25 protein-coding genes and 1 tRNA gene are annotated in these 26,377 nt (G+C 63.7%); 13 read left to right on the forward strand and 13 right to left on the reverse strand.

The genetic code is table 11. From position 1 onward, the window contains the following. Positions 1 to 16 precede the first annotated feature (16 nt). From OKW39_RS05920 to OKW39_RS05950, 7 genes are all read right to left on the reverse strand, one after another. Positions 17 to 101 (reverse strand) — tRNA-Leu (locus tag OKW39_RS05920). Positions 102 to 213: 112 nt separating this feature from the next. Beyond that, entirely contained in the window at positions 214 to 588 is a 375-nt protein-coding gene (gene secG / locus OKW39_RS05925) for a preprotein translocase subunit SecG (RefSeq protein ID WP_090803763.1), read from the reverse strand. 82 nt (positions 589 to 670) lie between these two features. Continuing rightward, positions 671 to 1,447, reverse strand: a complete 777-nt coding sequence (gene tpiA / locus OKW39_RS05930; RefSeq protein ID WP_090803761.1) for a triose-phosphate isomerase — start codon at positions 1,445 to 1,447, stop codon at positions 671 to 673. A 165-nt stretch (positions 1,448 to 1,612) separates the two neighbouring features. Continuing rightward, positions 1,613 to 2,629: an NAD(P)H-quinone oxidoreductase gene (locus tag OKW39_RS05935; protein ID WP_184028504.1), complete on the reverse strand. Its 1,017-nt coding sequence runs from the start codon at positions 2,627 to 2,629 to the stop codon at positions 1,613 to 1,615. Positions 2,630 to 2,779: 150 nt separating this feature from the next. Next, a complete protein-coding gene (gene pnp / locus OKW39_RS05940) occupies positions 2,780 to 4,915 on the reverse strand; it encodes a polyribonucleotide nucleotidyltransferase (RefSeq protein WP_429562263.1) in 2,136 nt (711 codons plus the stop codon). 342 nt (positions 4,916 to 5,257) lie between these two features. Next, positions 5,258 to 5,530, reverse strand: coding sequence for a 30S ribosomal protein S15 (rpsO, locus tag OKW39_RS05945; RefSeq protein WP_008920609.1), 273 nt, complete (start codon positions 5,528 to 5,530; stop codon positions 5,258 to 5,260). Positions 5,531 to 5,734: 204 nt separating this feature from the next. Beyond that, the gene (locus OKW39_RS05950; protein ID WP_429562264.1) at positions 5,735 to 7,159 is read right to left on the reverse strand and encodes a branched-chain amino acid ABC transporter substrate-binding protein; all 1,425 of its coding nucleotides are present in this window, start codon (positions 7,157 to 7,159) and stop codon (positions 5,735 to 5,737) included. Positions 7,160 to 7,346: 187 nt separating this feature from the next. Between OKW39_RS05950 and OKW39_RS05955 the strand changes: the two genes are divergently transcribed. The 3 genes from OKW39_RS05955 to OKW39_RS05965 all read left to right on the forward strand — a co-directional run bounded on the left by OKW39_RS05955 (position 7,347) and on the right by OKW39_RS05965 (position 10,432). Next, on the forward strand, positions 7,347 to 7,898 hold the full coding sequence (locus tag OKW39_RS05955) for a hypothetical protein (protein WP_090803756.1): 552 nt from the start codon (positions 7,347 to 7,349) through the stop codon (positions 7,896 to 7,898). A gap of 226 nt (positions 7,899 to 8,124) precedes the next feature. Next, complete coding sequence (locus OKW39_RS05960) at positions 8,125 to 8,760, forward strand: carbonic anhydrase (protein WP_018420005.1); 636 nt, start codon at positions 8,125 to 8,127, stop codon at positions 8,758 to 8,760. 109 nt (positions 8,761 to 8,869) lie between these two features. Beyond that, positions 8,870 to 10,432, forward strand: a complete 1,563-nt coding sequence (locus OKW39_RS05965; protein WP_090803753.1) for a SulP family inorganic anion transporter — start codon at positions 8,870 to 8,872, stop codon at positions 10,430 to 10,432. Positions 10,433 to 10,558: 126 nt separating this feature from the next. Here OKW39_RS05965 and OKW39_RS05970 read toward each other — a convergent pair whose 3' ends face one another. From OKW39_RS05970 to OKW39_RS05995, 6 genes are all read right to left on the reverse strand, one after another. Further along, positions 10,559 to 12,106 carry a 2-isopropylmalate synthase gene (locus OKW39_RS05970; RefSeq protein ID WP_018420003.1) on the reverse strand — a complete coding sequence of 516 codons (1,548 nt, stop codon included), beginning with the start codon at positions 12,104 to 12,106 and terminating at the stop codon, positions 10,559 to 10,561. A 368-nt stretch (positions 12,107 to 12,474) separates the two neighbouring features. After that, a complete protein-coding gene (gene pssA / locus OKW39_RS05975; protein ID WP_429361839.1) occupies positions 12,475 to 13,347 on the reverse strand; it encodes a CDP-diacylglycerol--serine O-phosphatidyltransferase in 873 nt (290 codons plus the stop codon). Positions 13,348 to 13,371: 24 nt separating this feature from the next. Beyond that, positions 13,372 to 14,010: a phosphatidylserine decarboxylase gene (locus OKW39_RS05980; RefSeq protein WP_184059342.1), complete on the reverse strand. Its 639-nt coding sequence runs from the start codon at positions 14,008 to 14,010 to the stop codon at positions 13,372 to 13,374. Between the two features lie 132 nt (positions 14,011 to 14,142). Then, positions 14,143 to 15,159, reverse strand: a complete 1,017-nt coding sequence (gene ilvC, locus OKW39_RS05985; protein ID WP_429562265.1) for a ketol-acid reductoisomerase — start codon at positions 15,157 to 15,159, stop codon at positions 14,143 to 14,145. A 106-nt stretch (positions 15,160 to 15,265) separates the two neighbouring features. After that, positions 15,266 to 15,757 (reverse strand): acetolactate synthase small subunit, encoded by a 492-nt coding sequence (gene ilvN / locus OKW39_RS05990; RefSeq protein ID WP_018420000.1) that lies wholly within the window; start codon positions 15,755 to 15,757, stop codon positions 15,266 to 15,268. A 124-nt stretch (positions 15,758 to 15,881) separates the two neighbouring features. Next, positions 15,882 to 17,645 (reverse strand): acetolactate synthase 3 catalytic subunit, encoded by a 1,764-nt coding sequence (locus OKW39_RS05995; protein WP_184010170.1) that lies wholly within the window; start codon positions 17,643 to 17,645, stop codon positions 15,882 to 15,884. Between the two features lie 356 nt (positions 17,646 to 18,001). On the opposite strand from OKW39_RS05995, the gene OKW39_RS06000 reads away from it, so the two are divergent. The 10 genes from OKW39_RS06000 to OKW39_RS06045 all read left to right on the forward strand — a co-directional run bounded on the left by OKW39_RS06000 (position 18,002) and on the right by OKW39_RS06045 (position 26,192). After that, positions 18,002 to 18,565 (forward strand): RNA polymerase sigma factor, encoded by a 564-nt coding sequence (locus OKW39_RS06000; protein WP_090803748.1) that lies wholly within the window; start codon positions 18,002 to 18,004, stop codon positions 18,563 to 18,565. After that, the gene (locus tag OKW39_RS06005; protein WP_429336031.1) at positions 18,562 to 18,993 is read left to right on the forward strand and encodes a DUF3619 family protein; all 432 of its coding nucleotides are present in this window, start codon (positions 18,562 to 18,564) and stop codon (positions 18,991 to 18,993) included. The genes OKW39_RS06000 and OKW39_RS06005 overlap by 4 nt, the downstream gene beginning before the upstream one ends. A gap of 16 nt (positions 18,994 to 19,009) precedes the next feature. Further along, entirely contained in the window at positions 19,010 to 19,777 is a 768-nt protein-coding gene (locus OKW39_RS06010; RefSeq protein ID WP_429562266.1) for a DUF3106 domain-containing protein, read from the forward strand. Between the two features lie 21 nt (positions 19,778 to 19,798). Beyond that, positions 19,799 to 20,323, forward strand: a complete 525-nt coding sequence (locus tag OKW39_RS06015) for an RDD family protein (RefSeq protein ID WP_090803744.1) — start codon at positions 19,799 to 19,801, stop codon at positions 20,321 to 20,323. 735 nt (positions 20,324 to 21,058) lie between these two features. Continuing rightward, complete coding sequence (locus OKW39_RS06020) at positions 21,059 to 22,000, forward strand: UDP-2,3-diacylglucosamine diphosphatase (protein WP_429562267.1); 942 nt, start codon at positions 21,059 to 21,061, stop codon at positions 21,998 to 22,000. A 48-nt stretch (positions 22,001 to 22,048) separates the two neighbouring features. Continuing rightward, positions 22,049 to 23,080: a glycosyltransferase family 4 protein gene (locus OKW39_RS06025; protein WP_090805654.1), complete on the forward strand. Its 1,032-nt coding sequence runs from the start codon at positions 22,049 to 22,051 to the stop codon at positions 23,078 to 23,080. A gap of 20 nt (positions 23,081 to 23,100) precedes the next feature. Continuing rightward, positions 23,101 to 23,784 (forward strand): diacylglycerol kinase, encoded by a 684-nt coding sequence (locus tag OKW39_RS06030; RefSeq protein ID WP_090805653.1) that lies wholly within the window; start codon positions 23,101 to 23,103, stop codon positions 23,782 to 23,784. A gap of 280 nt (positions 23,785 to 24,064) precedes the next feature. Continuing rightward, entirely contained in the window at positions 24,065 to 24,790 is a 726-nt protein-coding gene (locus OKW39_RS06035; RefSeq protein WP_090803741.1) for a TetR/AcrR family transcriptional regulator, read from the forward strand. Positions 24,791 to 24,792: 2 nt separating this feature from the next. Continuing rightward, the gene (locus tag OKW39_RS06040) at positions 24,793 to 25,380 is read left to right on the forward strand and encodes a TIGR00730 family Rossman fold protein (protein ID WP_026225698.1); all 588 of its coding nucleotides are present in this window, start codon (positions 24,793 to 24,795) and stop codon (positions 25,378 to 25,380) included. 65 nt (positions 25,381 to 25,445) lie between these two features. Next, a complete protein-coding gene (locus OKW39_RS06045; RefSeq protein WP_429562268.1) occupies positions 25,446 to 26,192 on the forward strand; it encodes an SDR family oxidoreductase in 747 nt (248 codons plus the stop codon). Positions 26,193 to 26,377: the final 185 nt, after the last annotated feature.

Genomic DNA, 26,377 nt, shown 5'->3' on the forward strand with positions numbered 1-26,377 from the left:
GCATTTAGATAACATTTGGTGCCGACGGCGAGACTCGAACTCGCACAGCTTTCGCCACTACCCCCTCAAGATAGCGTGTCTACCAATTTCACCACGTCGGCACTATATGCAATCCGGGAAAACAACTTGCAAAACCCGCGAATCGCTTCAAGACTTCAATTGTAACTTGCTTAAGCAGATTGTTCAACGCACAAGACCACGTCCGCCGAAAATTTATTTCGGCACGCCCGTCGCCGGAACCGACGCAGGCGAAGCCGGCGCTGCCGCCACCGGGGCCGAGCCCGCAGCCGGCGAAGCCGCGACCGGCGCAGTAGCTGCCGCGCCCAGCACGCCTGCCGACGGCTTCACGTGATACGCACCAAGGTAAGTGAGTGCCAGTGTCGTGGCAAAGAACAGCGCTGCGAGCACTGCCGTGGTACGCGACAGGAAGTTCGCCGAACCCGTCGCACCGAACAGGCTACCCGACGCGCCGCTGCCGAAAGCCGCGCCCATATCGGCACCTTTGCCGTGCTGCAGCAACACAAGTCCGATGACCCCGAACGCCGACAACAACTGAACGACGATAATCAATGTTTTCAAATACAGCATCACACTCACCTGAGTCTTTATTTAACCGCGCCGCACACTGTGTGTTGCGCGAAATGGAGTCATCCTCGCCGAGACGCCCAGCTTAACCAGCCACGCTGGTCGCAGCGGCCGCCTTGCAGATCGCCAGGAAATCCTGATCTTTCAACGACGCGCCGCCGATCAGGCCGCCGTCGATATCGAGCTGACGGAACAGTTCTTCCGCGTTGTCCGGCTTAACGCTGCCGCCGTATAGCAACGGCACGTCCGCCGCACCCTTGGCCGCGAGACGTGCGCGCAGGAACCCATGCACGGCCTGCGCCTGTGCCGCCGATGCGCTCTTGCCGGTGCCAATTGCCCACACCGGCTCATACGCGACGACGAGGCGAGCCGCTTCCTGAGCCGACAGCTTCGCGAGCACCTCGTCGAGCTGACCGCCGACGACCTGCTCGGTGCAACCCGCTTCGCGTTCTTCGAGCGTTTCGCCGACGCACACGATCGGCGTCAAACCCGCCTCGAGCACACGCTGCGCTTTCACCGCGACCAGTTCGGCGCTTTCGCGGTGATACGCGCGGCGCTCCGAGTGCCCGACGATCGCAAACGTGGCGCCGAAGTCCGTCACCATCGGCGCAGCCACTTCGCCGGTATAGGCGCCATGCGTGAACGCGGACACGTCCTGCACGCCCCACACGACCGGGCTGCCTTCGAGCAGCGACTGAGTCTGCCCGAGATAGAGGCTCGGCACGCACACACCGACGCGCACGTCGGCCGGCAATTCACTGGCGCCCTGTGCCACTGCCTGCAGCAACGCGGCGTTGGCGGCGAGCCGCCCATGCATCTTCCAATTACCGACTACCAGTTTGGCTCGTTGTTGATTCGACATCGTCTCGTATTGTCCTGTCTTGCCAGTCCGGCCTGCTGCCGGCGGACTTCGCTCGCGCCTCGCTGCAGTTTGTTCCTGCGCTCGCGGCCCGCCCGTCGGATTGATCCGGCGCGCGCAAAACGCGCAATTTTACTGCGTGGGGTGGATCGGGTCAAACCGATGACGTCAAGCCTCCTGACCCCACGTCAACACGATCTTGCCGACGTGCGTGCCGCTTTCCATCAGCGCATGCGCGTCGGCAGCCTGGGCGGCCGGAAACACGCGATGCACGACCGGCTTGATGCGCCCAGCTTCGAGATGCGGCCACACGCGCTCCTTCAGTTGCGCGGCGATCTGCGCCTTGAACTCGATCGGCCGTGGTCGCAGTGTGGAACCGGTAACCGTCAGACGGCGACGCAACACTTCGTTCAGGTTCAGCTCCGCCTTCGCGCCGCCGAGCAGCGCAATTAGTACGATACGGCCACCGTCGGCGAGAGCCGACAATTCGCGCGGCACGTAGCTGCCTGCCACCATGTCGAGGATCACGTCGACGCCACGATCGTTGGTCAGCGACTTGATGACTTCGACGAAATCTTCAGTCCTGTAGTTGATCGCGCGTTCGGCGCCGAGCGCTTCGCACGCGCGGCACTTTTCGTCCGAACCCGCGGTCGCGAACACACGGAAGCCGAGCGCGTGCGCAATCTGGATCGCCGTCACGCCGATGCCGCTCGAACCACCCTGCACGAGCAGCGTTTCATTCGCACCGCCCTCGCCCTGGCCGAGCTGCGCGCGATTGAAGACGTTGCTCCACACCGTGAAAAAAGTCTCGGGCAGCGAAGCCGCTTCGATATCCGACAACCCCGTCGGCACCGGCAGGCATTGCAGCAGCGGCGCGGCCGCAAATTCCGCGTAGCCGCCGCCCGCGAGCAGCGCGCACACGCGATCGCCGATCTTCAGACCAAACGGGTTGTTCTTCGCGTCGATCGTGCCGCCGACGATCTCGCCCGCCACCTCCAGCCCCGGCAGATCCGACGCTCCCGGCGGCGGCGCATAGCCGCCCTTGCGCTGAAACACGTCCGGACGATTGATGCCGGATGCCGCCACCTTGATCAGCACCTCGCCAGCCTTGAGCTGCGGCGTCGGACGCTCCGCCAGCTTGAGGACTTCCGGCGCACCGAATTCAGTGATTTCGATCGCTTTCATCTGCGTCAACTCCAAGATTGGATTGCGTTACCTACCCGTTGCTGCCGTCTGCCGTAGCGCCGCGCTGCGATTCGAATGCGCAACGCAATCCATCCTGCATGAAAAACGGCCGGCGCGCATGACACGGCCGGCCGTTTGTCCGCTACCGCCTTACTGCGGCGTCGGCTCGCCTTGCGGCGCGTCGTTCAGCAATGCCTTCGCAGACAGACGCACACGACCCTTCTCGTCCGTCTGGATGACCTTGACCTTCACTTGCTGGCCATCCTTCAGATAGTCGTTGATGTCCTTGATGCGCTCGTTCGCGATCTCGGAGATATGCAGCAGACCATCCTTACCCGGCAGGATGTTCACGATCGCGCCGAAGTCGAGCAGCTTGAGCACGGTGCCTTCGTACACCTGGCCCACTTCGACTTCCATCGTGATCGCTTCGATACGACGCTTCGCTTCGGCCATGCCTTCGCTGTTCGTGCTCGCGATCGTGACGACGCCGTCATCCGAAATGTCGATCGTCGTGCCGGTTTCTTCGGTGAGCGCGCGGATCACCGAGCCGCCCTTGCCGATCACGTCGCGAATCTTTTCCGGGTTGATCTTGATCGTGATCATGCGCGGTGCGAACTCCGACAGTTGGGTGTTCGCGCCGGCCACGGCCGAGGTCATCTTGCCGAGGATGTGCATGCGGCCTTCCTTCGCCTGCGCGAGCGCGACCTGCATGATTTCCTTCGTGATGCCCTGAATCTTGATGTCCATCTGCAGCGCGGTCACGCCTTGTTCCGTACCCGCGACCTTGAAGTCCATGTCGCCGAGGTGATCTTCGTCACCGAGAATGTCGGTCAGCACCGCAAAGCGATTACCTTCGAGGATCAGGCCCATCGCGATACCGGCGACGTGCGCCTTCATCGGCACGCCGGCGTCCATCAGCGCGAGGCAGCCGCCGCACACCGAAGCCATCGACGACGATCCGTTCGACTCGGTGATTTCCGACACGACGCGGATCGAGTAGCCGAACTCGTCGGCGCTCGGCAGGCACGCGACGAGCGCGCGCTTGGCGAGACGGCCGTGACCGATTTCACGGCGCTTCGGCGAACCGACGCGGCCCGTTTCGCCCGTCGCGAACGGAGGCATGTTGTAGTGGAGCATGAAGCGTTCGCGGTACTCGCCTTCGAGCGCGTCGATGTTTTGCTCGTCGCCCTTCGTGCCGAGCGTCGCGACCACCATCGCCTGCGTCTCGCCGCGCGTGAACAGCGCCGAGCCGTGGGTACGCGGCAGCACGCCGGTGCGGATTTCGATCGGGCGCACGGTGCGCGTGTCGCGGCCGTCGATACGCGGCTCGCCGTTCAGGATCTGCGTACGGACGATCTTCGCTTCGATGTCGAACAGCACGTTGCCGACCGACGCCTTGTCGGCCGCCACGGTGCCCGCTGCTACCGCTTCTTCCTCGAGCTTCGCCGAGGTCGCCGCGTAGACTTCCTTCAGCTTGGTCGAGCGAGCCTGCTTGTCGCGGATCTGGTAAGCGGCGAGCAGATCGGCCTGCGCGAGTTCGGTCACGCGTGCGATCAGCGCTTCGTTCTTTGCGGCGGGCTGCCAGTCCCATTCGGGCTTGCCGCCTTCGCGGACGAGTTCGTGGATCGCGTCGATCGCGGTCTGCATCTGCTCGTGACCGAACACGACGGCGCCGAGCATCACTTCTTCGCTCAATTGCTGCGCTTCCGATTCGACCATCAGCACCGCGCGTTCCGTGCCGGCGACGACGAGGTCGAGTGCCGATTCCTTCATCTGCGGACGCGTCGGGTTCAGCACGTATTCGTTGTTGATGTAGGCCACGCGCGCCGCGCCGACCGGGCCGTTGAACGGCAGACCGGACACCGCGAGCGCCGCCGAGGCGCCGATCAGCGCAGGGATGTCGGCGGGGATTTCCGGATTCAGCGACAGCACGTGAATCACGACCTGCACTTCGTTGTAGAAGCCTTCCGGGAAGAGCGGACGCAGCGGACGGTCGATCAGGCGCGAGATCAGCGTCTCGCCTTCCGACGGACGGCCTTCGCGACGGAAGAAGCCACCCGGGATCTTGCCGGCGGCGTAAGTCTTTTCGATGTAATCGACGGTGAGGGGGAAGAAGTCCTGGCCCGGCTTCGCGGTCTTCGCGCCGACCACGGTGGCGAGCACCACGGTATCTTCGACGTCGACGATCACCGCGCCGCCCGCCTGGCGAGCGATTTCACCGGTTTCGAGGCGAACGTTGTGCTGCCCCCACTTAAACTCTTTGACGATCTTATTGAACATAGTCATTGCTTTTCCTCATCGTAATGCCGCGCGGACCGGAGCGGCGCGGCAACGCCAGGCCGGCGCCGCATGGGAAGAGTCGTGCTATGCCATTCCAGAGAGTCACGTGCTGCGACTGCGCGCGAACCGCTGGAATGACACAAAACTCCGCCCTGAAGCCCGGCCTTGTTTCCTGTTACTTCTTCTACTGCTGTTCTGCTACTGCTACTGCGCTTGCCCATAGACGCCGCGCGAACCGGCATACGCCGCGGATCACAGGCGGTGCGCGTTACACGCAGCGCGCCGCGCAAAAACAAAATGCCTGTATCAGCGAAACTGACACAGGCATCTTGCTGAACGACTGGCCGATTACTTACGCAGACCCAGCTTCTCGATCAGGCTGCGGTAACGATCCGCGTCCTTACCCTTCAGGTAGTCGAGCAACTTGCGACGGCGGCTCACCATGCGCAGCAGACCGCGGCGGCTGTGGTGATCCTTCGTGTGCTCCTTGAAGTGGGAGGTCAGTTCGTTGATACGGGTCGTGAGCAGCGCGACCTGAACTTCGGGGGAGCCGGTGTCGTTGGCTGCGCGTGCGAATTGCGCGACGACTTCGGACTTCTTGCTTGCTTCAACTGCGGACATGTCAATTTCCTTGATAACTGGACAGGCGGTCACGGAAGAAAGGCCGTGCCGTGGGATACCCGTTTCACAATTTACTGAGTCCCGTTCGTGGCTGAATTAACTGAATCAGAACCCAGCCCAGCAACGGGACGCGTATTGTAGCACAGCCGATTCCGGCCGCGAACCCCGGGCCAGCAAGGCGGATTGAGTGTCGCTCGCGGGCGCTCAGGGGCGCCGCATCCGGCAGACCGTCGGCAATAGGGTGCGTTCGGCTGGTATCGCCAGCACCGTGCGAAAGCCATAGCCCGACCCTTCGTTATCGAAATGCACGCCGGGTGTGCCTGCTTTGTCCATCTGCATCACGTAGAGGGGCTGGATCAGCTGATGGTCATCGGCGCGCATCCACGATGCGTGAATACCGTTGTCGAAGCGGATGCCCTCGAGCGCTTTCGCGACCGCCGTCGGAGCGGCGCTGCCGGCGCGGCTCATCGCGGCGGCGAGCGTTTCGATCATCAGTGGCATGCGCAGCACCGGATAGTCGTCCTGGGCGGCCGGAAAGCGCGCGCGGAACGCCGCGTACCACGCGTCGGAGGCCGCGCCACCGACATTCGGATGCCACTCGGCCACCGCGATCACGTGACCCACGCCTGCGTCGCCAAGCGCGGCCGGCGCGCCGAGGCTGTTGCCGTAGAACGTGTAGAACTTCGTGTCGAGGCCCTGCTCGCGCGCCGCCTTCACGAGCAGCGTTAGGTCGTTGCCCCAGTTGCCGGTGATCACGGCGTCCGCGCCGCTCGCGCGGATCTTCGCGATGTACGGCGCGAAATCCTTCACGCGGCCGATCGGGTGAAATTCGTCGCCGACCACCGCGATGTCGGGACGCTTCGCCGCGAGCGTCGAACGCGCAAGGCTGCTCACGTCGTGTCCGAAGCTGTAATCCTGGTTCAGCAGGTACACCTTTTTCACCGCCTTGTCGCGCTCGATCACCTCGGCGAGCGCGGCCATCCGCATGCCGGCGTGCGCGTCGAAGCGGAAGTGCCAGAAGCTGCAGTCCGCGTTGGTGAGCGCGGGGTCGTCGGCGGAGTAGTTGAGGAACAGTTCGCGGTTGTCCGGCTCGCGGCTGTTCTGCTTCTCGATCGCGCCGATCAGCGCCGCGGCGACCGCCGAGCTATTGCCCTGCAGGATGTAGCCGATATGGCGATCCGCGGCCGCGCGCAATTGCGTCAGCGCTTCCTCCGTGCTGCCCTTGCTGTCGAGCACGACGAGTTCGAACGGATGCGCGCCGTCCGCGAGTTCCACGCCGCCGTGCGCGTTGACCTGCTCGACACCGAAACGCAGATTGCGCTCGACTGCCGCGCCCGCGTTCGCGAACGGGCCGGACATGCCTTCGATCAGCGCGAGCTGGATTGGCGTGCCGGTGAGTTTGCCGGCCGGCAGGCTGGCGAACTTGCTTGCGTGATTACCGGCCGGGCTTGCCGCCAGCGTGGCCGCGCGGCTCCCCGGCTTGCCGGTGGGCGGAACGGTCTCCTGCGCGGACGCCTGACTCGCGCCCGTCGAGGCCGGATTCGCCGCCTCAGCCACGCCAACTCCCGCCACCGCCATCGAAATCGCCGTCAGCGCAACCGCCGCCGCCCCTCGCCATATCGCCGTCATGGTCGTCCCGCCTGAATCTTCGAAGCGCGGATCATAGGATGACGCGCACGGAATAGGCAAGCCGGCGCATCCGTTACCGTTTGATGGCGACGCACGTGCAAGCAACGCCGTTCTTTCGCCACAGCGCGTGTCAAAATGGTGCGTTTCGATGATAAGAACCGCTATTCAAACGCCATCGGAGGAATACATGCCGAACCGCCACCACCCCACGGCCGCTGCTATCACAGCCCCGGCCGGCGCCAGTCTGCGCCGCGCCGCGCTCGTTTGCCTGAGCGTGCTCGCGCTCGCCGGCTGCGCCCAGCCGTGGCAGCAGTATCAACCGGGAGCGGACGCATCGACGGTCATCGCGCGTCTCGGTCCGCCGCGCGAAACCTATGATCTGCCCGACGGCGGCAAGCGTCTGATGTGGCCGACCCAACCGATGGGCGAAACCACCACCGCCGCCGACATCAACGCAGCCGGCAAGATCATCAACATGCGCCAGGTGCTGCAGCCCAACGAGTTCTACCGCGCCGAGATCGGCAAATGGACACGCGGCGACGTGCTGGTGAACTTCGGCCGCCCGGTCGAAACGTCGTACTTCCCGCTGATGAGGCGCGAAGTCTGGACCTATCGCTATCTCGAAGACAACGTCTGGTACATGATGTACAACTTCTACTTCGATGACCAGGGCATCTTGCGCCTCACGCAGAAGACCCCCGACCCGCTGCACGACCCCGACCGCCGCAACCTGTTCTGAGCACTGAGCACCCTCTTCGGAAGAAGCACCAAATCTCAAAAAAGCCGCCTTCGATAGGCGGCTTTTTTATTGTTTAAGCATAAAACAGAATTTTATCCTGTTTACGTCCACAATTTTGCGAAAGAAAGGTTATTGTAAACGCCGTTCGAGCACCGGCTCGCAATCACGTGCAGACGCGGTTTCGGTCCGGTGCCAGGTCAATTGCCTCTCATACGGAGTTGCTACGATGAACCGACCCAAACACCTGCTGGTCGCCAACGTCGCGTGGGCCCATGAAACCGCGACGCGTAATCCGGCATTTTTTCGCGACCTGATGCGCGGACAGAATCCACACATTCTTTGGATCGGCTGCGCGGACAGCCGCGTGCCCGCCGAAACGATCACGCATTGCGAGCCCGGCGATCTGTTCGTCCATCGCAACATCGCCAACCTGTTTCATCCCGGCGACGATAACGTCGCGAGCGTCCTTGAATACGCGGTGCGGGTGCTCAAGGTCGGCCATGTGATCGTCTGCGGCCACTATGGCTGCGGCGGCGTGCGCGCCGCGCTGCTGCCGCCGGACCCCGCGCTGCCCCATGTGAACCGCCGTATCGCGCCGCTCTGCGCACTCGCCAAAACGCATCACTCGGAGCTGGACGGCGCAGCGACCGAGCCGGATCGCGTCAATCGCCTCGCCGAGCTGAACGTGCTCGAACAGGTGCGGCAGCTACGGGCGAGCCCGATCGTGCACGAGGCTGAGCCGGCGCCGCTCGTGCACGGCTGGATCTTTGCGCTCGACGACGGGCGCATCAAGGTTCTCACCTCCGGCTATACCGCCGACGACGCGATGACCTGCACGACCGCGGCGCACAGCGCGGCCTAGCGAAGCGCGTCGCCCGTCCCATTCGAACCGCGGACGGAGCCGACAGCGGAATCGTCATCGGGCCATACCTGTTCGTCGCCCATCGTCCCACCTCTCGCTCTTCGACACCATGGACAATCAAACCTCTTTCTCCGCGCTCCAGAGCGACGTGCTCGCCGGAACGGCCGTTTTTCTGGTGGCCCTGCCGCTTTGCCTCGGCATTGCTCACGCATCGGGCGTCGACCCGTTTGCCGGACTGGTGTCCGGCATCATTGGCGGGCTCGTGGTTGCCGCGCTGAGCGGCTCGCGTCTGAGCGTGAGCGGCCCGGCCGCGGGCCTCGTCGTGATCGTCGTCGACGGCATCGCACGGCTTGGCGGCTTTTCCGCTTTCCTGCTGGCCGTACTGCTGTCGGGCGTCATCCAGTTCGGCTTCGGCATGCTCAAGGCCGGCCGGTTCGCCGCCTACGTGCCGTCGCCGGTGATCAAGGGGATGCTCGCGGCAATCGGCGTGCTGTTGATCCTCAAGCAGTTTCCCGTTGCGCTGGGGCTGTCCGGCACCGCCGACTCCGGCCAGTCGGCGGCGGCGGTCGCAACGCCGCTCGGCCCAATCTCACTGACCGCCGTGCTGATCACACTGCTGTCGCTCGCGATCCTCGCCGGCTGGGAAACGCGCGCGCTGCGCCGCTTCGCTGTCGTGCGCATCATGCCCGCGCCGCTCGCGGTGGTGCTGCTCGGCATCGGCGCGACGCTCGCCCTCAATCTCGTCGCGCCATCGTTGGCACCGCCCGCCGAAGGGCGGGTCGCGTTGCCGTCGCTGGAATCGTTCGCGGCACTGCAGGCCGTGCTCGCGTCGGCCGACTTCGGCCCACGGTTCGCCCAGCTCGTCAATCCCGACATATGGCGCGTTGCGATCACGATCGCCATCCTCGCAAGTCTCGAAACGCTACTGAGCCTCGAAGCGGTCGAACAGATCGATCCGGAGCGCCGCCGCGCGCCTCCCGATCGCGAGCTGAAGGCGCAGGGCGTGGGCAATCTGATCGCGGGTGCGATCGGCGGCCTGCCGATCACCGCGGTGATCGTGCGCAGCTCCGCGAACGTCCATGCCGGCGCAAAAAGCCGACTCTCGGCGATCGTTCACGGCGTGTTGCTTCTCGTCAGCGTGTTCGCGCTCACGAGCGTGATCAACCTGATCCCGCTCGCCTGCCTTGCCGCGATCCTGATCTTCACCGGGTTCAAACTCGCCAAGCCGTCGTTGTTCGCCGGGCTCGCGCGGCAGGGATTCGCGCCGTTCGCACCATTTATCGTCACGGTCGTCGGTGTGCTCGTCACCGATCTGCTGATCGGTATCGTGCTCGGCATCCTATGCAGCATGCTGTTCGCGCTGTACGCAAACCTGCGCGGCCCGATCGTGCTCGCGCAGCATGGCGATCACTACCTGCTGTCGTTTCGCAAGGACGTATCGTTTCTCGGTAAGGTGCCGCTCAAGCACTATCTGCAGCAGATTCCGGATGGCGCCACCGTCATCGTCGATGCGACACGCGCCGATTTCGTCGACCACGACGTGCGCGAACTGCTGGACGCGTTCGTCGCCGATGCGCCTCGCCGTGGGATTACCGTCGACGTCAGATTTCAAGTCCGCGAGCAGGCCCGCGCAACGCGCGGCTGGTCGCTGCGGCGCACGACGGCGGACTAGTTTCGTCATATCGCGCCACCGCAGCTGCGCGATGACGGCAGAAAAAAGCCCCGTGTGCCGAGCACCACGGGGCTTCTCCTCCGATCCACACAAGCGATCGCGCGCTACCGGCGCGCCATGCTCGCGTTACTCCGAGCGCTGCGGATTCACCTTGTCCGCATTCGAATACAGCTTGTTGAGCGCCGAAAAATATGCCTTCGCGGATGCCGCGACGATATCCGGATCAGTGCCCGTGCCGTTGACGATGCGCCCGCTCTTCGACAACCGCACGGTCACTTCGCCCTGCGCCTGCGTGCCGGTCGTGATCGCGTTGACCGAGTACAGCAGCAGTTCGGAGCCGCTGCCCACTTCCGTTTCGATCGCGTTGAGGGTGGCGTCGACCGGTCCGTTGCCGCGCGCTTCGCCGGTGATCTCTTTACCCTCTACCGAGAACACGACCTTCGCGTGCGGCTGCTCGCCGGTTTCGGAATGCTGCGACATCGACAGAAACTTGTAGTGCTCCTTCTCGTGCGCTTCCGCCGATTCCTCGTTGACGATGGCGATGATGTCTTCGTCGAAGATCTCCGCCTTGCGATCGGCGAGTTCCTTGAAGCGCGCGAACGCGGTGTTCAGTTCGGCTTCGCTGTCGAGCGCGATGCCAAGCTCCTGCAGACGCTGTTTGAACGCATTGCGGCCCGACAGCTTGCCGAGCACGATCTTGTTCGCGGCCCAACCCACGTCTTCCGCGCGCATGATTTCGTAAGTATCGCGCGCCTTCAGCACGCCATCCTGATGGATGCCCGACGCGTGCGCGAAAGCGTTCGCGCCGACCACGGCCTTGTTCGGCTGCACGACGAAGCCAGTGATCTGCGACACGAGCTTCGAGGCCGGCACGATCTGAGTCGTGTCGAGGCCGACGTCGAGTCCGAAGTAATCCTTGCGGGTCTTCACCGCCATGACGATTTCTTCGAGCGACGTATTGCCGGCGCGCTCGCCGAGACCGTTGATCGTGCATTCGACCTGGCGCGCGCCGCCAATCTGCACGCCGGCGAGCGAATTCGCGACCGCCATGCCGAGGTCATTGTGGCAATGCACGGAGAACACCGCCTTGTGCGAGTTGGGAATGCGCTCGCGCAGCGTCTTCACGAGTTGGCCATAGAGTTCCGGCACGCCGTAGCCGACGGTGTCCGCGATGTTGATCGTGGTCGCGCCTTCGGCGATCACCGCTTCCAGCACACGGCACAGGAAGTCCAAATCCGAGCGGCTGCCGTCTTCCGGCGAGAATTCGACGTCGTCGGTGAACTTGCGCGCGAAACGCACCGCAAGCCTGGCCTGCTCGAATACCTGCTCGGGCGTCATCCGCAGCTTCTTCTCCATGTGCAGTGGCGACGTTGCGATGAACGTGTGGATGCGGAAATGATCGGCCGGCTTCAGTGCGTCGGCGGCCTTCTGTATGTCCTTGTCGTTCGCGCGCGCAAGCGAGCAGATCGTGCTGTCCTTCACGAGGCCGGCGATCGTATGGATCGCGTCGAAGTCGCCGTTCGAGCTGGCCGCGAAGCCCGCTTCGATCACGTCGACTTTCATCCGTTCGAGTTGCCGGGCGATGCGGATCTTCTCTTCCTTCGTCATCGACGCGCCGGGCGATTGCTCGCCGTCACGCAGCGTGGTGTCGAAAATGATCAGTTTGTCGGACATGTCGGGCCTCCTCGGGAGTCGTTCAGATGTGGGACTTGGTTTTGGAATGGGACGATGAGCGCCGCCGCTGGCAAGGTAGGGCGATCACGATGATCGCGGCCGGTGCGGATGGGACGCAAAACCGCATAAGGGCGTGAACGAAGCATGATGGCGCGGCGCAGCGAACGGCCTCGCCGACCCGGCAAAATCGGCCACGCCCACGCACTGATCCGACGACTATAGCGGCATTCCAGCCACCGCGCAATGCGCGCCGGGGCGGCCTGCGGCGCTGTCCGAAGCGACCGCGTAACGGCACCAACCAACGAAAAACGGCAGCCTGCAGGCTGCCGTTTTTCGTACGTCGCTGCGATGCAGCGCGGTTCAAATCCTCAACGGTCGTGCGACATCGAACGCGCCGGATTGGCCCGGCCGCGCACCGCCTGATACGCCCAGAACACGTAGCCGGACAGACCGTACAGCACGAACAGACCGAACAGCATCAACGGCGGATCGGACGACACGAGCACGAAGGCGACCACCACCAGCAGGATCACGCCGAACGGCACGCGATGCCGTACGTCGAGCGCCTTGCCGCTATAGAACGGCGCGTTCGACACCATCGTCACGCCCGCGTAGATGGTCAGCACGAAGGCGACCCACGGCAGCCAGACGAGCTTCAGCGGCACGCGGTTGTCGGTGGCGAGCCACACGAAACCGGCGATCAGTGCCGCCGCTGCCGGGCTCGGCATGCCCTGGAAAAAACGCTTGTCGACCACGCCGATATTCGTGTTGAAACGCGCGAGCCGTAGCGCCGCGCCGGAACAATAGACGAACGCCGCGAGCCAGCCCCACCGGCCGAGGTCCTTCAGGATCCATTCGTACATCACGAGCGCGGGCGCAACACCGAACGACACCATGTCCGACAGGCTGTCGAACTGCTCGCCGAACGCGCTTTGCGTATGCGTCATGCGCGCGACGCGACCGTCCATGCCATCGAGCACCATCGCGACGAAGATCGCGATCGCCGCGATCTCGAAGCGCACGTTCATCGCCTGCACGACGGCGAAGAAGCCGCAGAACAGCGCGGCCGTGGTGAATGCGTTCGGCAGCAGGTAGATGCCGCGTTTTCTGAGGAACTGCTGACGCTGCGCGCGCCGGCTGTCGGCGACCGGCGACTCCGTGACCACCGGCGGCTTGTTGCGACGAAACGGCCGCGGCAGCGGTCCACTGCCGCGGGGTCGACGCGGTTTGAATGCGGCCATTCGGACAACCTCCTGTATGCCGCTTTACAGCTCGGCGAGGATTGTGGACGACGCCGACACCTTCTCGCCGATCGACACGCGCGGACGGCTGCCCACCGGCAAATACACGTCGACGCGCGAACCGAAGCGGATGAATCCGTAACGCTGGCCGCGGGTCAGCGGCTCGCCTGCACGGACGTAGCAAAGAATCCGCCGCGCGATCAGCCCGGCAATCTGCACCGACGTGACCGTCTGGCCGCCGGCCATTTCGATCACGACCGCGTTGCGCTCGTTTTCGAGCGAGGCTTTATCGACCGCCGCGTTCAGATAGGCGCCAGGAAAGTATTCGACTTTCGAGATCGCACCGTCGACGGGCGAGCGCTGCGAGTGCACGTTGAATACGTTCATGAACACGCTGATCTTCAGCGCTTCGCGATTCGCATAAGGATCATGCGCGGTTTCTACCGCGACGATACGACCGTCGGCAGGACACAGCACCGCGTTGGCCTGCGTCGGAATCGGACGCGCCGGGTCGCGGAAGAACTGCACGATAAAGATCAGGATCAGCCAGAAGAGCCACGCAAAGCCGAACCCCCCGAAGGCGTGAACCAGTAATGCAACGACGGCCGCGATGGCGATGAACGGCCAGCCTTCTCGCGCGATGATCGGATGAGGGTAATTCATGGATGGCTTCTGTGTTTTTGTAAAACCGTAGGATAGCAAAAGCCGCCCAGGGTTCAGCACCCTTGGACGGCTTTTTGACTGGTCCGGCCGCCGCACCGAAGCGCCGCGCCGGACCTCGTTACGTCGAGACGCTTAGTTCTTCGACTGGTCGACGAGCTTGTTCTTCGCGATCCACGGCATCATCGCGCGCAGCTTCGAGCCAACCTGCTCGATCTGGTGCTCGGCCGTCAGACGGCGGCGCGATTGCAGCGTCGGTGCGCCAACCTTGTTCTCGATGATGAAGCTCTTCGCGTATTCGCCGGTCTGGATGTCGGTCAGCACGGCCTTCATCGCCTTCTTCGTTTCAGCGGTCACGATGCGCGGACCCGTCACGTACTCGCCGTACTCGGCGTTGTTCGAGATCGAGTAGTTCATGTTCGCGATGCCGCCTTCGTAGATCAGGTCGACGATCAGCTTCAGTTCGTGCAGGCACTCGAAGTACGCCATTTCCGGCGCGTAACCCGCTTCGACCAGCGTTTCGAAGCCGGCCTTGATCAGGTCGACGGTACCGCCGCACAGCACGGCCTGCTCGCCGAACAGGTCGGTTTCGGTTTCTTCGCGGAAGTTCGTTTCGATGATGCCAGCCCGGCCGCCGCCGTTAGCCGCTGCGTACGACAGCGCGATGTCGCGCGCCGCGCCCGACTTGTCCTGCGCAACCGCGATCAGGTGCGGCACGCCGCCACCTTGGGAGTAGGTGCCGCGAACCGTGTGGCCCGGCGCCTTCGGCGCGATCATGATGACGTCGAGGTCGGCACGCGGGATCACCTGGCCGTAGTGAACGTTGAAGCCGTGCGCGAACGCGAGCGCTGCGCCCTGCTTGATGTTCGCGTGGACTTCCTTCGCGTACACGTCGGCGATCTGCTCGTCCGGCAGCAGCATCATGACGACGTCCGCGCCCTTCACCGCTTCCGCGACTTCCTTGACTTGCAGGCCGGCGTTTTCAGCCTTGCTCCACGATGCGCCGCCCTTGCGCAGACCGACCGTGATGTTCACGCCGCTTTCCTTCAGGTTCAGCGCGTGCGCATGGCCTTGCGAGCCATAGCCGATGATGGTGACCTGCTTGCCCTTGATGAGGGAGAGATCGGCGTCCTTGTCGTAGAAAACTTTCATGTCGGTTCCTTGGCTAGATTCGATGATTCAGAGAAATTCGGGTACTGCGAATGTTGTTATTGCCAGCCGGGCGATACAGCGTTGCCCGGCCTTGCGAAACGCGACGTCAGACCTTCAGAATGCGCTCGCCGCGACCGATGCCCGAGCTGCCCGTGCGGACCGTCTCGAGAATCGCCGTGGAATCGAGCCCCTCGATGAAGGCGTCGAGCTTGTCGCTCGCCCCCGTCAATTCGATCGTGTAGGTCTTTTCGGTGACGTCGATGATGCGGCCGCGGAAAATGTCCGCCATCCGCTTCATCTCCTCACGTTCCTTGCCGACCGCCCTCACCTTGATCAGCATCAGCTCGCGTTCGATGTGGGCGCCCTCGGTAAGGTCGACCACTTTCACCACCTCGATCAGGCGGTTCAGATGCTTCGTGATCTGTTCGATCACGTCGTCCGAGCCAACGGAGACGATGGTCATGCGCGACAGCGAACGGTCTTCGGTCGGAGCCACCGTCAAGGTTTCAATGTTGTAGCCGCGTGCGGAGAACAGACCCACCACGCGCGACAGCGCGCCTGGTTCGTTTTCCAGCAGGACGGAAATGATGTGTCTCATGTTTCGCTTCTTCCAGATGATGTGTCGATGTCTGCGAGCGGAGCGGCGCCGCTTCGTCTGCCCTCGCCTTTTTTGAAGACGCGCATCACGAAGCCGGCGCTGGAGTTATCCAGACGCCCCGTCGTTAAAGATCTTCCGAACCCATGAGCATCTCGGTGATGCCCTTGCCGGCCTGAACCATCGGCCAGACGTTTTCGGTCGGATCGGTCTGGAAGTCGAGAAACACCGTGCGATCCTTCAGGCGCAGCGCTTCCTTCAGCGCCGGTTCCACATCGGCCGTGCGCTCGATGCGCATGCCCACGTGTCCGTACGCTTCGGCGAGCTTCACGAAGTCCGGCAGCGCATCCATGTACGAATGCGAATAGCGTTTGCTGTATTCGATCTGCTGCCACTGGCGCACCATGCCCAGATAGCGGTTATTCAGCGAAATAATCTTGATCGGCAGGTCGTACTGCTTGCAGGTCGACAGCTCCTGGATGCACATCTGGATCGAGCCTTCGCCCGTGATGCACAGCACGTCGTCGTCCGGATGGGCCATCTTCACGCCCATCGCGGCCGGTAAGCCGAAGCCCATCGTGCCGAGGCCACCGGAATTGATCCAGCGACGCGGCTTGTTGAACTTGTAGAACTGCGCGGCCCACATCTGGTGCTGGCCCACGTCGGAGCACACGAACGCGTTGCCGTCGGTCAGCTCCCACGCCTTTTCGACCACGTACTGCGGCTTGATGATGTCGCTCTTGCGGTCGAACTTCAGGCAATCTTTCGCGCGCCAGCCTTCGATGTCCTTCCACCAGTCGGCGAGCGCCGCGGCGTCGGGGCCATGCTCGGCCGTCTGCAACTGCTCGATCAGTTCCTTCAGCACTTCCTTCACGTCGCCGACGATCGGAATGTCGACCTTGACGCGCTTGGAAATGGAAGAGGGATCGATGTCAATATGGATGATCTTGCGCGGCCGCGACGCGAAGTGGTTCGGATCGCCGATCACGCGGTCGTCGAAGCGCGCGCCGATCGCGATCAGCACGTCGCAGTGCTGCATCGCCATATTGGCTTCGTACGTGCCGTGCATGCCGAGCATGCCGAGGAATTTCTTGTCGCTCGAGCGGTAGCCGCCCAGACCCATTAGCGTATTGGTGACCGGATAGCCGAGCAGATCGGCGAACTGGTTCAATTCACGCGACGCATCCGCGAGCACGATGCCGCCGCCGGTGTAGATATACGGACGCTTCGCCGACAGCAGCAGCGACACCGCCTTGCGGATCTGACCGGAGTGGCCCTTCGTGACCGGGTTGTATGAGCGCAGCGAAACGCTCTTGATCGGCTCGTATTGGCACGGCGTCTTCGACACGTCCTTCGGAATGTCGATCAGCACTGGGCCGGGACGGCCGGTACGGGCGATGTAGAAAGCTTTCTTGACGGTGGCGGCGAGATCGCGCACGTCCTTCACGAGGAAGTTGTGCTTCACGCACGGACGCGTGATGCCGACCGTGTCGCATTCCTGGAATGCATCCTGACCGATCGCGGCAGTCGGCACCTGGCCGCTGATCACGACCAGCGGGATCGAATCCATATAGGCGGTCGCGATGCCGGTCACCGCGTTGGTGACGCCGGGGCCGGAGGTCACGAGACACACGCCGACCTTGCCGGTGGAGCGCGCGTAGGCGTCCGCGGCATGCACGGCGGCCTGCTCGTGGCGCACGAGCACATGCTGGAACTTGTCCTGCTTGTACAGCTCGTCGTAAATGTAGAGTACCGAGCCGCCGGGATAGCCCCAGATGAACTCGACGTCTTCGTCGGCCAGTGCCTTCATGAGCACGGTGGCGCCGATAGAGTCCGCTTCGTGATGGGGGGTCGTATCCGACGTGGAGAATTCCGCGCTGGGCATATTCATTGATTCACCTTTCGAATTTTCGGCAAAAAATTGATCGGGTGCTCTCTGCCGGGCTCGTGACTCGGGTTCAAGCGGCGCGTCCAGTTGACAGGCGGGCCTCTTGGGCCACACCTCAATTGAGACAACTCACTTATGTTGCGAACCAGCGACGATAGCTTCTGACGCGCTCGCGGTCAAGAAAATATTGCCATTGGCTCGCGCGTAGGAGCGCGCGATCGGACGGAATGACGACCGTCATGTAAATGCAAGCTTGAGCAGGTTTCACCCCTATCGGAGCAAAAGTTTGTTAGCATCCGCGAGTTTTACGACATTTTTCGACCGATTACGCGCACGCTTGCTGCGCCGACCCCAACCGGATGGCATCAGACAAGGAACTCGCCGATTTTCTGGCGGGCGTCGAAAGGCGCGCATTCAAGCAGACGGTCTACGCCGTGCGGGACGACGATGCGTCCCTCGACATCGTGCAAGACGCGATGATCAAGCTCGCCGAGAAATACGGCGACCGTCCGGCGGCCGAGCTACCGCTGCTGTTTCAGCGTATTCTGCAGAATGCGACGCACGACTATTTCCGCCGTGCCAAAGTACGCAACACCTGGGTTAGTCTATTCTCGTCGCTCGGCAATGCCGACGACGACGAGTTCGATCCGCTGGAAACCTTCGAGGCCGAGGCGGGTTCGGCTGGCGCCGAGAGCAACGAACAGAAGCTCGAACGAGAGCAGGTCCTGCAGTCGATCGACAACGAGATCCAGAAATTACCGGCGCGTCAACGGGAGGCGTTTCTCATGCGTTATTGGGAGGATATGGATGTCGCCGAGACTGCCGCCGCAATGGGCTGCTCCGAAGGCAGCGTGAAAACGCACTGCTCCCGGGCCACTCACACGCTGGCGCAAGCGCTCAAGGCGAAAGGAATCACGCTATGAGCTCCCTTGAAAACACAGAACTCGAGTTTGCGCGTCAACTGCGCCGCGCGCTTGACGAAAACACCGCCAGCCTCCCTCCCGCCACCGTCGACCGGCTCGCTGCCGCACGTCGTGCCGCGTTGGCGCGCAAAAAGCCCGAAGCCGTCAGCGCGCCGGTGTTCGTGCCTGCGTTCGCCGGCATGCCGGCCGGGATAGCGGGGCTACCGCAGGGAGGCTTCGAGCCGCGCCGCCGCTGGCCTCTGCGCCGCTTCGCGCTCGCGTGGCCGCTGGCCGCGCTGGTCGTGAGCCTGATCGGCATCGCCTACTGGGAAGATCACCAGCGCACCGCCGAACTTGCCGATATCGATGCCGCCATGCTAAGCGACGACCTGCCGCTCAATGCCTATCTCGACCACGGCTTCAACGCGTATCTTTCACGCGCCCACTGAGCGGGAGATTCCTCGGGTGAGTTACAAGCGCGGCCTGGCCGTTGTTTTCGGATGCACGATCGCGGCCCTGGTGTCGTTTGTCGCGACCTATCCGCGCTTTCACCCGAGCCCATCGTCGGCGGGCAATCCGTCGCCCGGCGTCAACGTCGCCGCGCCCGCGCCCGCCCCCGCACTTTCCGTCGAATTGCCCAGTCTGCCGGGCAGCAATAGCCCCCTCGCGTGGTCACGCCTGAGCGCCGCCGACCACGCCGCGCTGGCCCCATTCGCATCGCAATGGGATTCGTTTAGCGACGAACGCAAGCGAAAGTGGATCAAGATTGCGTCGCGATACGCAAAGATGTCGCCGGATGCGCAAAAGCGTCTGCAAGAGCGCATGAGTGAATGGATGCGCATGACGCCCGATCAGCGCCGCGTCGCGCGCGAAAACTACCAGGTTTCGAAGGAGTTGCCGCGCGAGGCGCGCCAGAAGGCGTGGAAAGCGTACCAACAACTGCCCGAAGAAACGAAGGAGCGGCTCGCCGCGAGCGAACACAAGCGTCGCCCCAGCGTCGTCAGCGCGCCGCCATCGGCTCGCAACGAGATCAAGGGCATCGACCGGTTCGTGAATGCGCGCGAGCACGGCGCCAGTGCTGCCGCGGCGGCGAGCGCCGCGCCGGCTGCCTCCGCGCCGGCCGCGGCCTCGCTGCCGGCAACGCCTGCGATTCCGGCGGCGGGCAGCTTCGTACCGGCGACGCCCGTGCCCGTGTCGCCTGCCGAAGCGCCGGCAATCTTCCACGGCTCCTGATTCCGACCCCGAACCCATTACGTGTCCCAGCCGCTCGCCACCCCCACCCTGCCTGCCGCCGCACCCGGCGGCAGGGCGCCCACCGTCCGGCGACGGCTCGCCGCATTGCTCTACGAAGCGGTCATTCTGTTCGGCGTCGTGTTTGTCGCCGGCTATCTGTTCAGCACGCTGACGCAGCAGCGTAACGGGCTCGCGCATCACAACCTGCTCGCCGGCTGGATCGGCCTCGTGGTTGGCGTGTACTTCGTCTGGTTCTGGACGCACGGCGGCCAGACGCTGCCGATGAAAACCTGGCGATTACGGGTTGTTGGCGCTGATGGCGCGCCGGTTTCGGTTGGGCGGGCGATTGCGCGGTATGTGTTCGCCTGGTTGTGGTTTTTGCCGCCGCTGGCGTTGCATCCACTTCTTGGGTTGCGGGTGCCGCAGACGCTTGTTATTGCGGGCGTCTGGTTCGTGGTGTGGGCCGCGAGTGGGCGTTTTGATCCGCAGCGGCAGTTTTTGCATGATCGGTTCGCGGGGACGCGGGTGGTAGCGGTTGGGCGCTAGCGCGCGTGGGGATGGGCCGAATGCGTTGCTCTCCTTGGGCGGGGGAGGCCTTTTTTGCCTTTGTTCGTGCGGTGTTGGCCTTTCCTTGCTGACTTATCGGTCTATTAGCGTTGCCCCTGTGCGGGGCGGCACCTACTTTCTTTGCTGCTGCAAAGAAAGTAGGCAAAGAAGACAGCTAAAACCGCCAACTCTTAAGCGGGTCCCTCGGTCCGCGTGAGGTAGTGGTGCATCTGGAATCCGTGCTCCCGCACATTCCGCGCTAGTGACAAGGCAGTCATTCTTCCGGCGGCGCTACGCGCGCCGAATCCCCGCTCAAAAACCACTGGTCGTTTCGGCGCGTCGCCGAGGCGCAGCCGAGGGTCCCCGCTGAGCGGGCAAAACCATTGGTTTCCCTGGCAGACCCGTCCGCGACGCACGCAGTGCGGAGCGGGAGGGATGATGGCTTTGTCACGACCGGGGGAATGTGCGGGGGCCCGGATTCCAGATGCACCACTACCCCCTCCAAGCAAGGGGACCCGCTTAAAAGTTTGCGGTTTGAGCTGTCTTCTTAGGTGCCGCCCCGCACAGGGGCAACGCTAATAGACCGATAAGACAACAAGGAAAGGCCAACAAAGCCAGAACAACGAAAAAACAGGCCCCGCCAAGGCCCCTCCGTAATAAGAACTTCTCATGACTGTCACGCCGCAGTCACGCGCACCCGGCCCAATACGGGCACCGCCACTCGACGCGTGAGCCATGGACCCCAATACGTCCGCGACTTCCCTGTTTCGTCAAACCGGACCGAGCGTCGACCCCGTCGCGTTCCGGCCCGCTCCGGGTTTTACTCAACACGGCCTACCGCTGCCCGCGACGCCATCACTCGATGCCCGCGCCGATCATCCCGATGACGGCCACGACGATCCGCATCGCTATCGCACGATCTGGCTCTCGGATATCCATCTCGGCTCGAGCGGCTGCCAGGCGGGATATCTGCTCGACTTCCTGCGCCACAACGAATCGGAGTACCTGTACCTCGTCGGCGACATCATCGACGGCTGGCAGTTGAAGAAAGGCTGGTACTGGCCGCAGGCGCACAACGACGTCGTGCAGAAAGTGCTGCGCAAAGCGCGCAAAGGCACTCAGGTCATCTACGTGCCCGGCAATCACGACGAAGCCGCGCGCCAGTTCTGCGACCTCGCGTTCGGCGACATCCACGTACGCGGCGAAGCGTTCCACACGACGCTCGCCGGCAAGCGACTGTGGATCGTGCACGGCGATCTGTTCGACGGCGTGATCCAGCACGCGAAATGGCTCGCCTATCTCGGCGACACGCTGTACACGATGATCCTCGTGCTGAACCGCTGGTTCAACCGCATTCGCAGCAAGCTCGGATTTCCGTACTGGTCGCTGTCGCAATACCTGAAGCATCAGGTCAAGAACGCGGTCAACTTCATCTCGTCGTTCGAACGCGTAATGACCGACGAAGCGCGTCGCCGCGGCTGCGACGGCGTCGTCTGCGGCCACATCCACAAGGCCGAGATGCGCGAGATCGATGGCGTGCTCTATTGCAACGATGGCGATTGGGTCGAGAGCCTGTCGGCGCTCGTCGAGACTTATGAAGGCGAGCTCAAGGTGATCTTCTGGACTGCGCTGCGCGCGCCCCAGGCGGGCACGCAAAAAGCCCGCGCCACTGCCTGAGCACTTCCACTCTCCACTTCCACAGGGCCCGCAGCGATGAACAACGCGATGAAGATCATGATCGTCACCGACGCATGGGAGCCGCAGGTCAACGGTGTCGTACGCACGCTGAAGAACACCCGGCGCGAACTTACCGCGCTCGGCCATCAGGTCGATCTGCTGACTCCGCTCGAATTCCGCACCATCCCGTGCCCGACTTACCCGGAGATACGCCTGTCGTTGCTGCCGCGCCGCCGGCTGCGCGAGCGCATCGGCCGTTTCGCGCCCGACGCGTTGCACATCGCGACCGAAGGTCCGCTGGGCATGGCCGCGCGCGCGTATGCGCTCGACCACAAGCTGCCGTTCACGACCGCGTATCACACGCGCTTTCCCGAGTACGTGCAGGCGCGCTTTCGCATCCCGCTCGCGGCGACCTACAGGTTTCTGCACTGGTTCCACAAGCCGTCGCTCGCGGTAATGGCGCCGACCCCCGTCGTCAAGCAGGACCTCGAGAAGTTCGGCTTCACGAACGTCGTGCTGTGGACGCGCGGCGTCGATCTCGAAATCTTCCGTCCGATTGACTCGAAGGTGCTCAACACCGCGCGGCCGATCTTCCTGTACGTGGGACGCGTGGCGGTCGAGAAGAACGTCGAGGCATTCTTGCAGCTCGACCTGCCCGGCTCGAAGTGGGTCGCGGGCGAAGGTCCGGCGCTCGCCGAACTGAAGTCGCGCTATCCGCAGGTCAACTATCTGGGCGTGCTGTCGCAGGCCGAACTCGCGAAGGTCTACGCGGCCGCCGACGTCTTCGTGTTTCCGAGCCGCACCGACACGTTCGGACTCGTGCTGCTCGAAGCGCTCGCATGCGGCACGCCGGTGGCCGCTTATCCGGTCACCGGCCCGATCGACGTGCTCGGCGACGGCGGCGCCGGTGCAATGCACGAGGATCTGCGCGAAGCGTGTCTGGAGGCACTGAAGATCGATCGGTCGCATGCGCGCGCATGGGCCGAGCGCTTCTCGTGGGCAGCGGCGTCCGCACAATTCGCCGCGCATCTGAAGCCGCTGCGCGACACAGCGTATCGTGAGGAAAGCGCCGCTGCGTGATGCGGCGCGCGGAGCCATCCATGCGAAGCAGTCGATCCAGCGCCGAAGGCGCGTCGAACGGCGCACTGCGCGCCGTCGAGTCTACCCGCGACACCACCAGCATCGAACCGTTCGACGACGTACGCGAGCCGGGTATGACCGGGCATGCGGATACCGTGCATCGGGTGAACGGCGCGAGGACCATGACCGGCGGCGCCAGCGTCGCGGGTGGCGTGCAACCTGACGCCACCCAGGACACGACTCGCGACTCAAGCCACGACGCCCCCAACGAACCGCTCAGCCCCGACGACCCGCTCGCCCCGCTGCCCTTCAACCCCTACAAAGGCAACCGCGGCCTCACGCGCGCATGGCACGCGATGAAAAACTCGCTGGCCGGTTTTCGCGTTGCGATTCGCGAGGAAAGCGCGTTTCGTCAGGAACTCACGTTGGCCGCGATCCTGATTCCGTGCGGCCTCGTGGTGCCCGTCGATCCCGTTTCGCGCGTGTTGCTGCTCGGCTCGGTACTGCTCGTGCTGATCGTCGAGCTGCTCAATTCGAGCGTCGAAGCGGCAATCGACCGGATCTCGCTCGAACGTCACGAGTTGTCGCGCCGCGCGAAGGATCTCGGCAGTGCGGCCGTGATGGTCGCGCTCGGCATGTGTGTGATGACGTGGGGAGTCATCGTCGGGCCGCTGGTCGTCGGCTGGGTTCGCGCGTGGCTTTGAGGTTCGATGCGGGTTGAAGCGCACGCTTCGCCACGCCCCACAGGATGAAAATCCGCGCAGGCGGTTGGGGATTAGAACGCTCGGTTTATAATCGTTTGACGGTCTCACAGGAAAGCGCTCGCGCAAACGGATCCGCGCCTCGCCTCATCCTGCCCTTTCGGGGGGCCCGCCGCGTGTCGGCGGGTTCGGGAGAGCTCAATATACCAACCGCATCCGGGTGGAACACGCAGCAGCGGCACGCCGCCACGCGCCCAGCCCGGCATAACCAGGGCCGGACGACATGGAAGCCAAACCTCCCCGCCGCACGCGCGAACGGATTCTCGAACTGTCGTTGAAGCTGTTCAACGAAATCGGCGAGCCGAACGTCACGACGACGACGATCGCCGAGGAAATGGAAATCAGCCCAGGCAACCTGTACTACCACTTCCGCAACAAAGACGACATCATCAACAGCATCTTCAGCCAGTTCGAGCAGGAGATCGAGAAGCGTCTGCGTTTCCCCGACGACCATCGCGCGACCATCGACGAGATGTGGTCGTATCTGCAGTACATGGTCGATTTCACGTGGCGCTACCGCTTCCTGTACCGCGACCTGAACGACCTGCTCGCGCGCAACCGCACGCTCGAGACGCACTTCAAGCAGATCATCAGCCATAAGGTGCGCTTCGCGAGCCAGTTCTGCGAACAGCTCGTCGCCGACGGCGAAATGGTCGCGACGCCGCAGGAAATGCAGGTGATCGCCACCAACGTCGGCGTGATCGGCACGTACTGGCTGTCATATCAGTTCGTGATGAATCCGCGCAAATACAACGAGCAGGAAGCGATCCGCGAAGAGCTGCATCAGGTCAGCGTGCAGATCGTCTCGCTGATGGCGCCCTACCTGCGCGGCCGCTCGCGGCAGCTGTTCGACGATCTCGTATCGGGCAGGCTGCCCAAGCGCGAGTTCTACGACTACCTGCCGCCGCGTGAAGGCGCCGCGCCTCGCAACGAATCGAAGGACAGTTGAGCATGAAGTCGGTGTGTGTCTATTGCGGCTCCTCGATGGGAGCCAAACCGTTGTATGCGCAGGCGGCGCGCGCGTTCGGCCGTGCGCTGGTCGAGGCCGATCTCGCGCTCGTCTATGGCGGCGGCAAGGTGGGGCTGATGGGCGTGATCGCCGATACCGTGATGGCCGAAGGCGGCCGCGCGATCGGCGTGATTCCCGAGCTGCTCGTCAGCAAGGAAGTGGGGCATAACGGCCTGACCGAACTGCACGTGGTGCCCGACATGCATCATCGCAAGAAGATGATGGCCGAGCTGTCCGATGCGTTCGTCGCGATGCCCGGCGGCGCGGGCACGCTCGAGGAGCTGTTCGAGGTCTTCACGTGGGCGCAGCTCGGCTACCACGGCAAACCGGTTGCACTCCTGAACACCGACGGCTTCTACGCGCCGCTGATCGACCTGCTTCAGCACACGGTCGACGAAGGCTTCATGCGCAAGACCTATCTCGACATGCTGCAGATCGACGCCGATCCGCTCGCGTTGATCGGCAAGCTGCAACGCTACGCGCCGCCCGCGCGCGACAAATGGGCGGCGGTCCAAAGCGACGCGATCTGAATCCCGGGTCCGCCGAACCCGAGCGAAGCGCGCCGCGCACGCACCACCCCAACGACGAGGTTGCGATGACGAAAGCTGTTCTGATCACCGGCGGCAGCCGCGGCATTGGCCGTGCCACCGCGCGTCTGCTTGGCGCGCGCGGCTGGTGCGTCGGCGTGAACTACGTGCGTGACCTCGCCGCCGCGCAGCAGACGGTCGCAGAGGTCGAACACGCGGGCGGCCGCGCGCTGCCGATCGCCGGCGATGTCGCGAACGAAGCCGACGTGACCGGCATGTTCGATACGCTGCAGCAATCCTTCGGCCGCATCGATGCGCTCGTCAACAACGCGGGCATCGTCGCGCCGTCGAGCCAGCTCGCCGATATGGACTTTGCGCGTCTGAAACGCATGTTCGACGTCAACGTGCTCGGCGCCTATCTGTGCGCACGGGAAGCGGCACGGCGCATGTCGACCCAGCGCGGCGGCGCGGGCGGCGCGATCGTCAATGTTTCGTCGGCGGCGGCGCGGCTCGGTTCGCCGAACGAATACGTCGACTATGCGGGGTCGAAAGGCGCAATCGACACGATGACGCTCGGCCTCGCGAAAGAACTCGGCCCGCAGGGCGTGCGCGTGAACGCGGTGCGTCCGGGCCTGATCGACACCGAGATCCATGCGAGCGGCGGCAAGCCCGAGCGCGCCGCGCAACTGGGCGCGACCACGCCGCTCGGCCGCCCCGGCCGCGCCGAAGAAGTCGCCGAGGCCATCGTGTGGCTGCTCAGCGACGCGTCGTCGTACGTGACGGGCGCGCTGTTCGACGTCGCCGGCGGCCGCTGAGCGAACGCCGCACGCAACGCGGCGCAAGCCTTAAACACCTGGCGCGGGCCACTACGGCCGCGCCTTTCCAGCCCGCTCCCCCCTCTCCTCTTTCCCCACGAACCCTGGTCGATTTCTCTTGAAACCGGCACAGCCGCGCATCGAATGCGCGCGCGTTCGTTCGTGTGTAATCTTCAGTAATAATG

Source organism: Paraburkholderia sp. MM6662-R1, from assembly GCF_050436245.1.
Lineage (GTDB): Bacteria > Pseudomonadota > Gammaproteobacteria > Burkholderiales > Burkholderiaceae > Paraburkholderia > Paraburkholderia tuberum.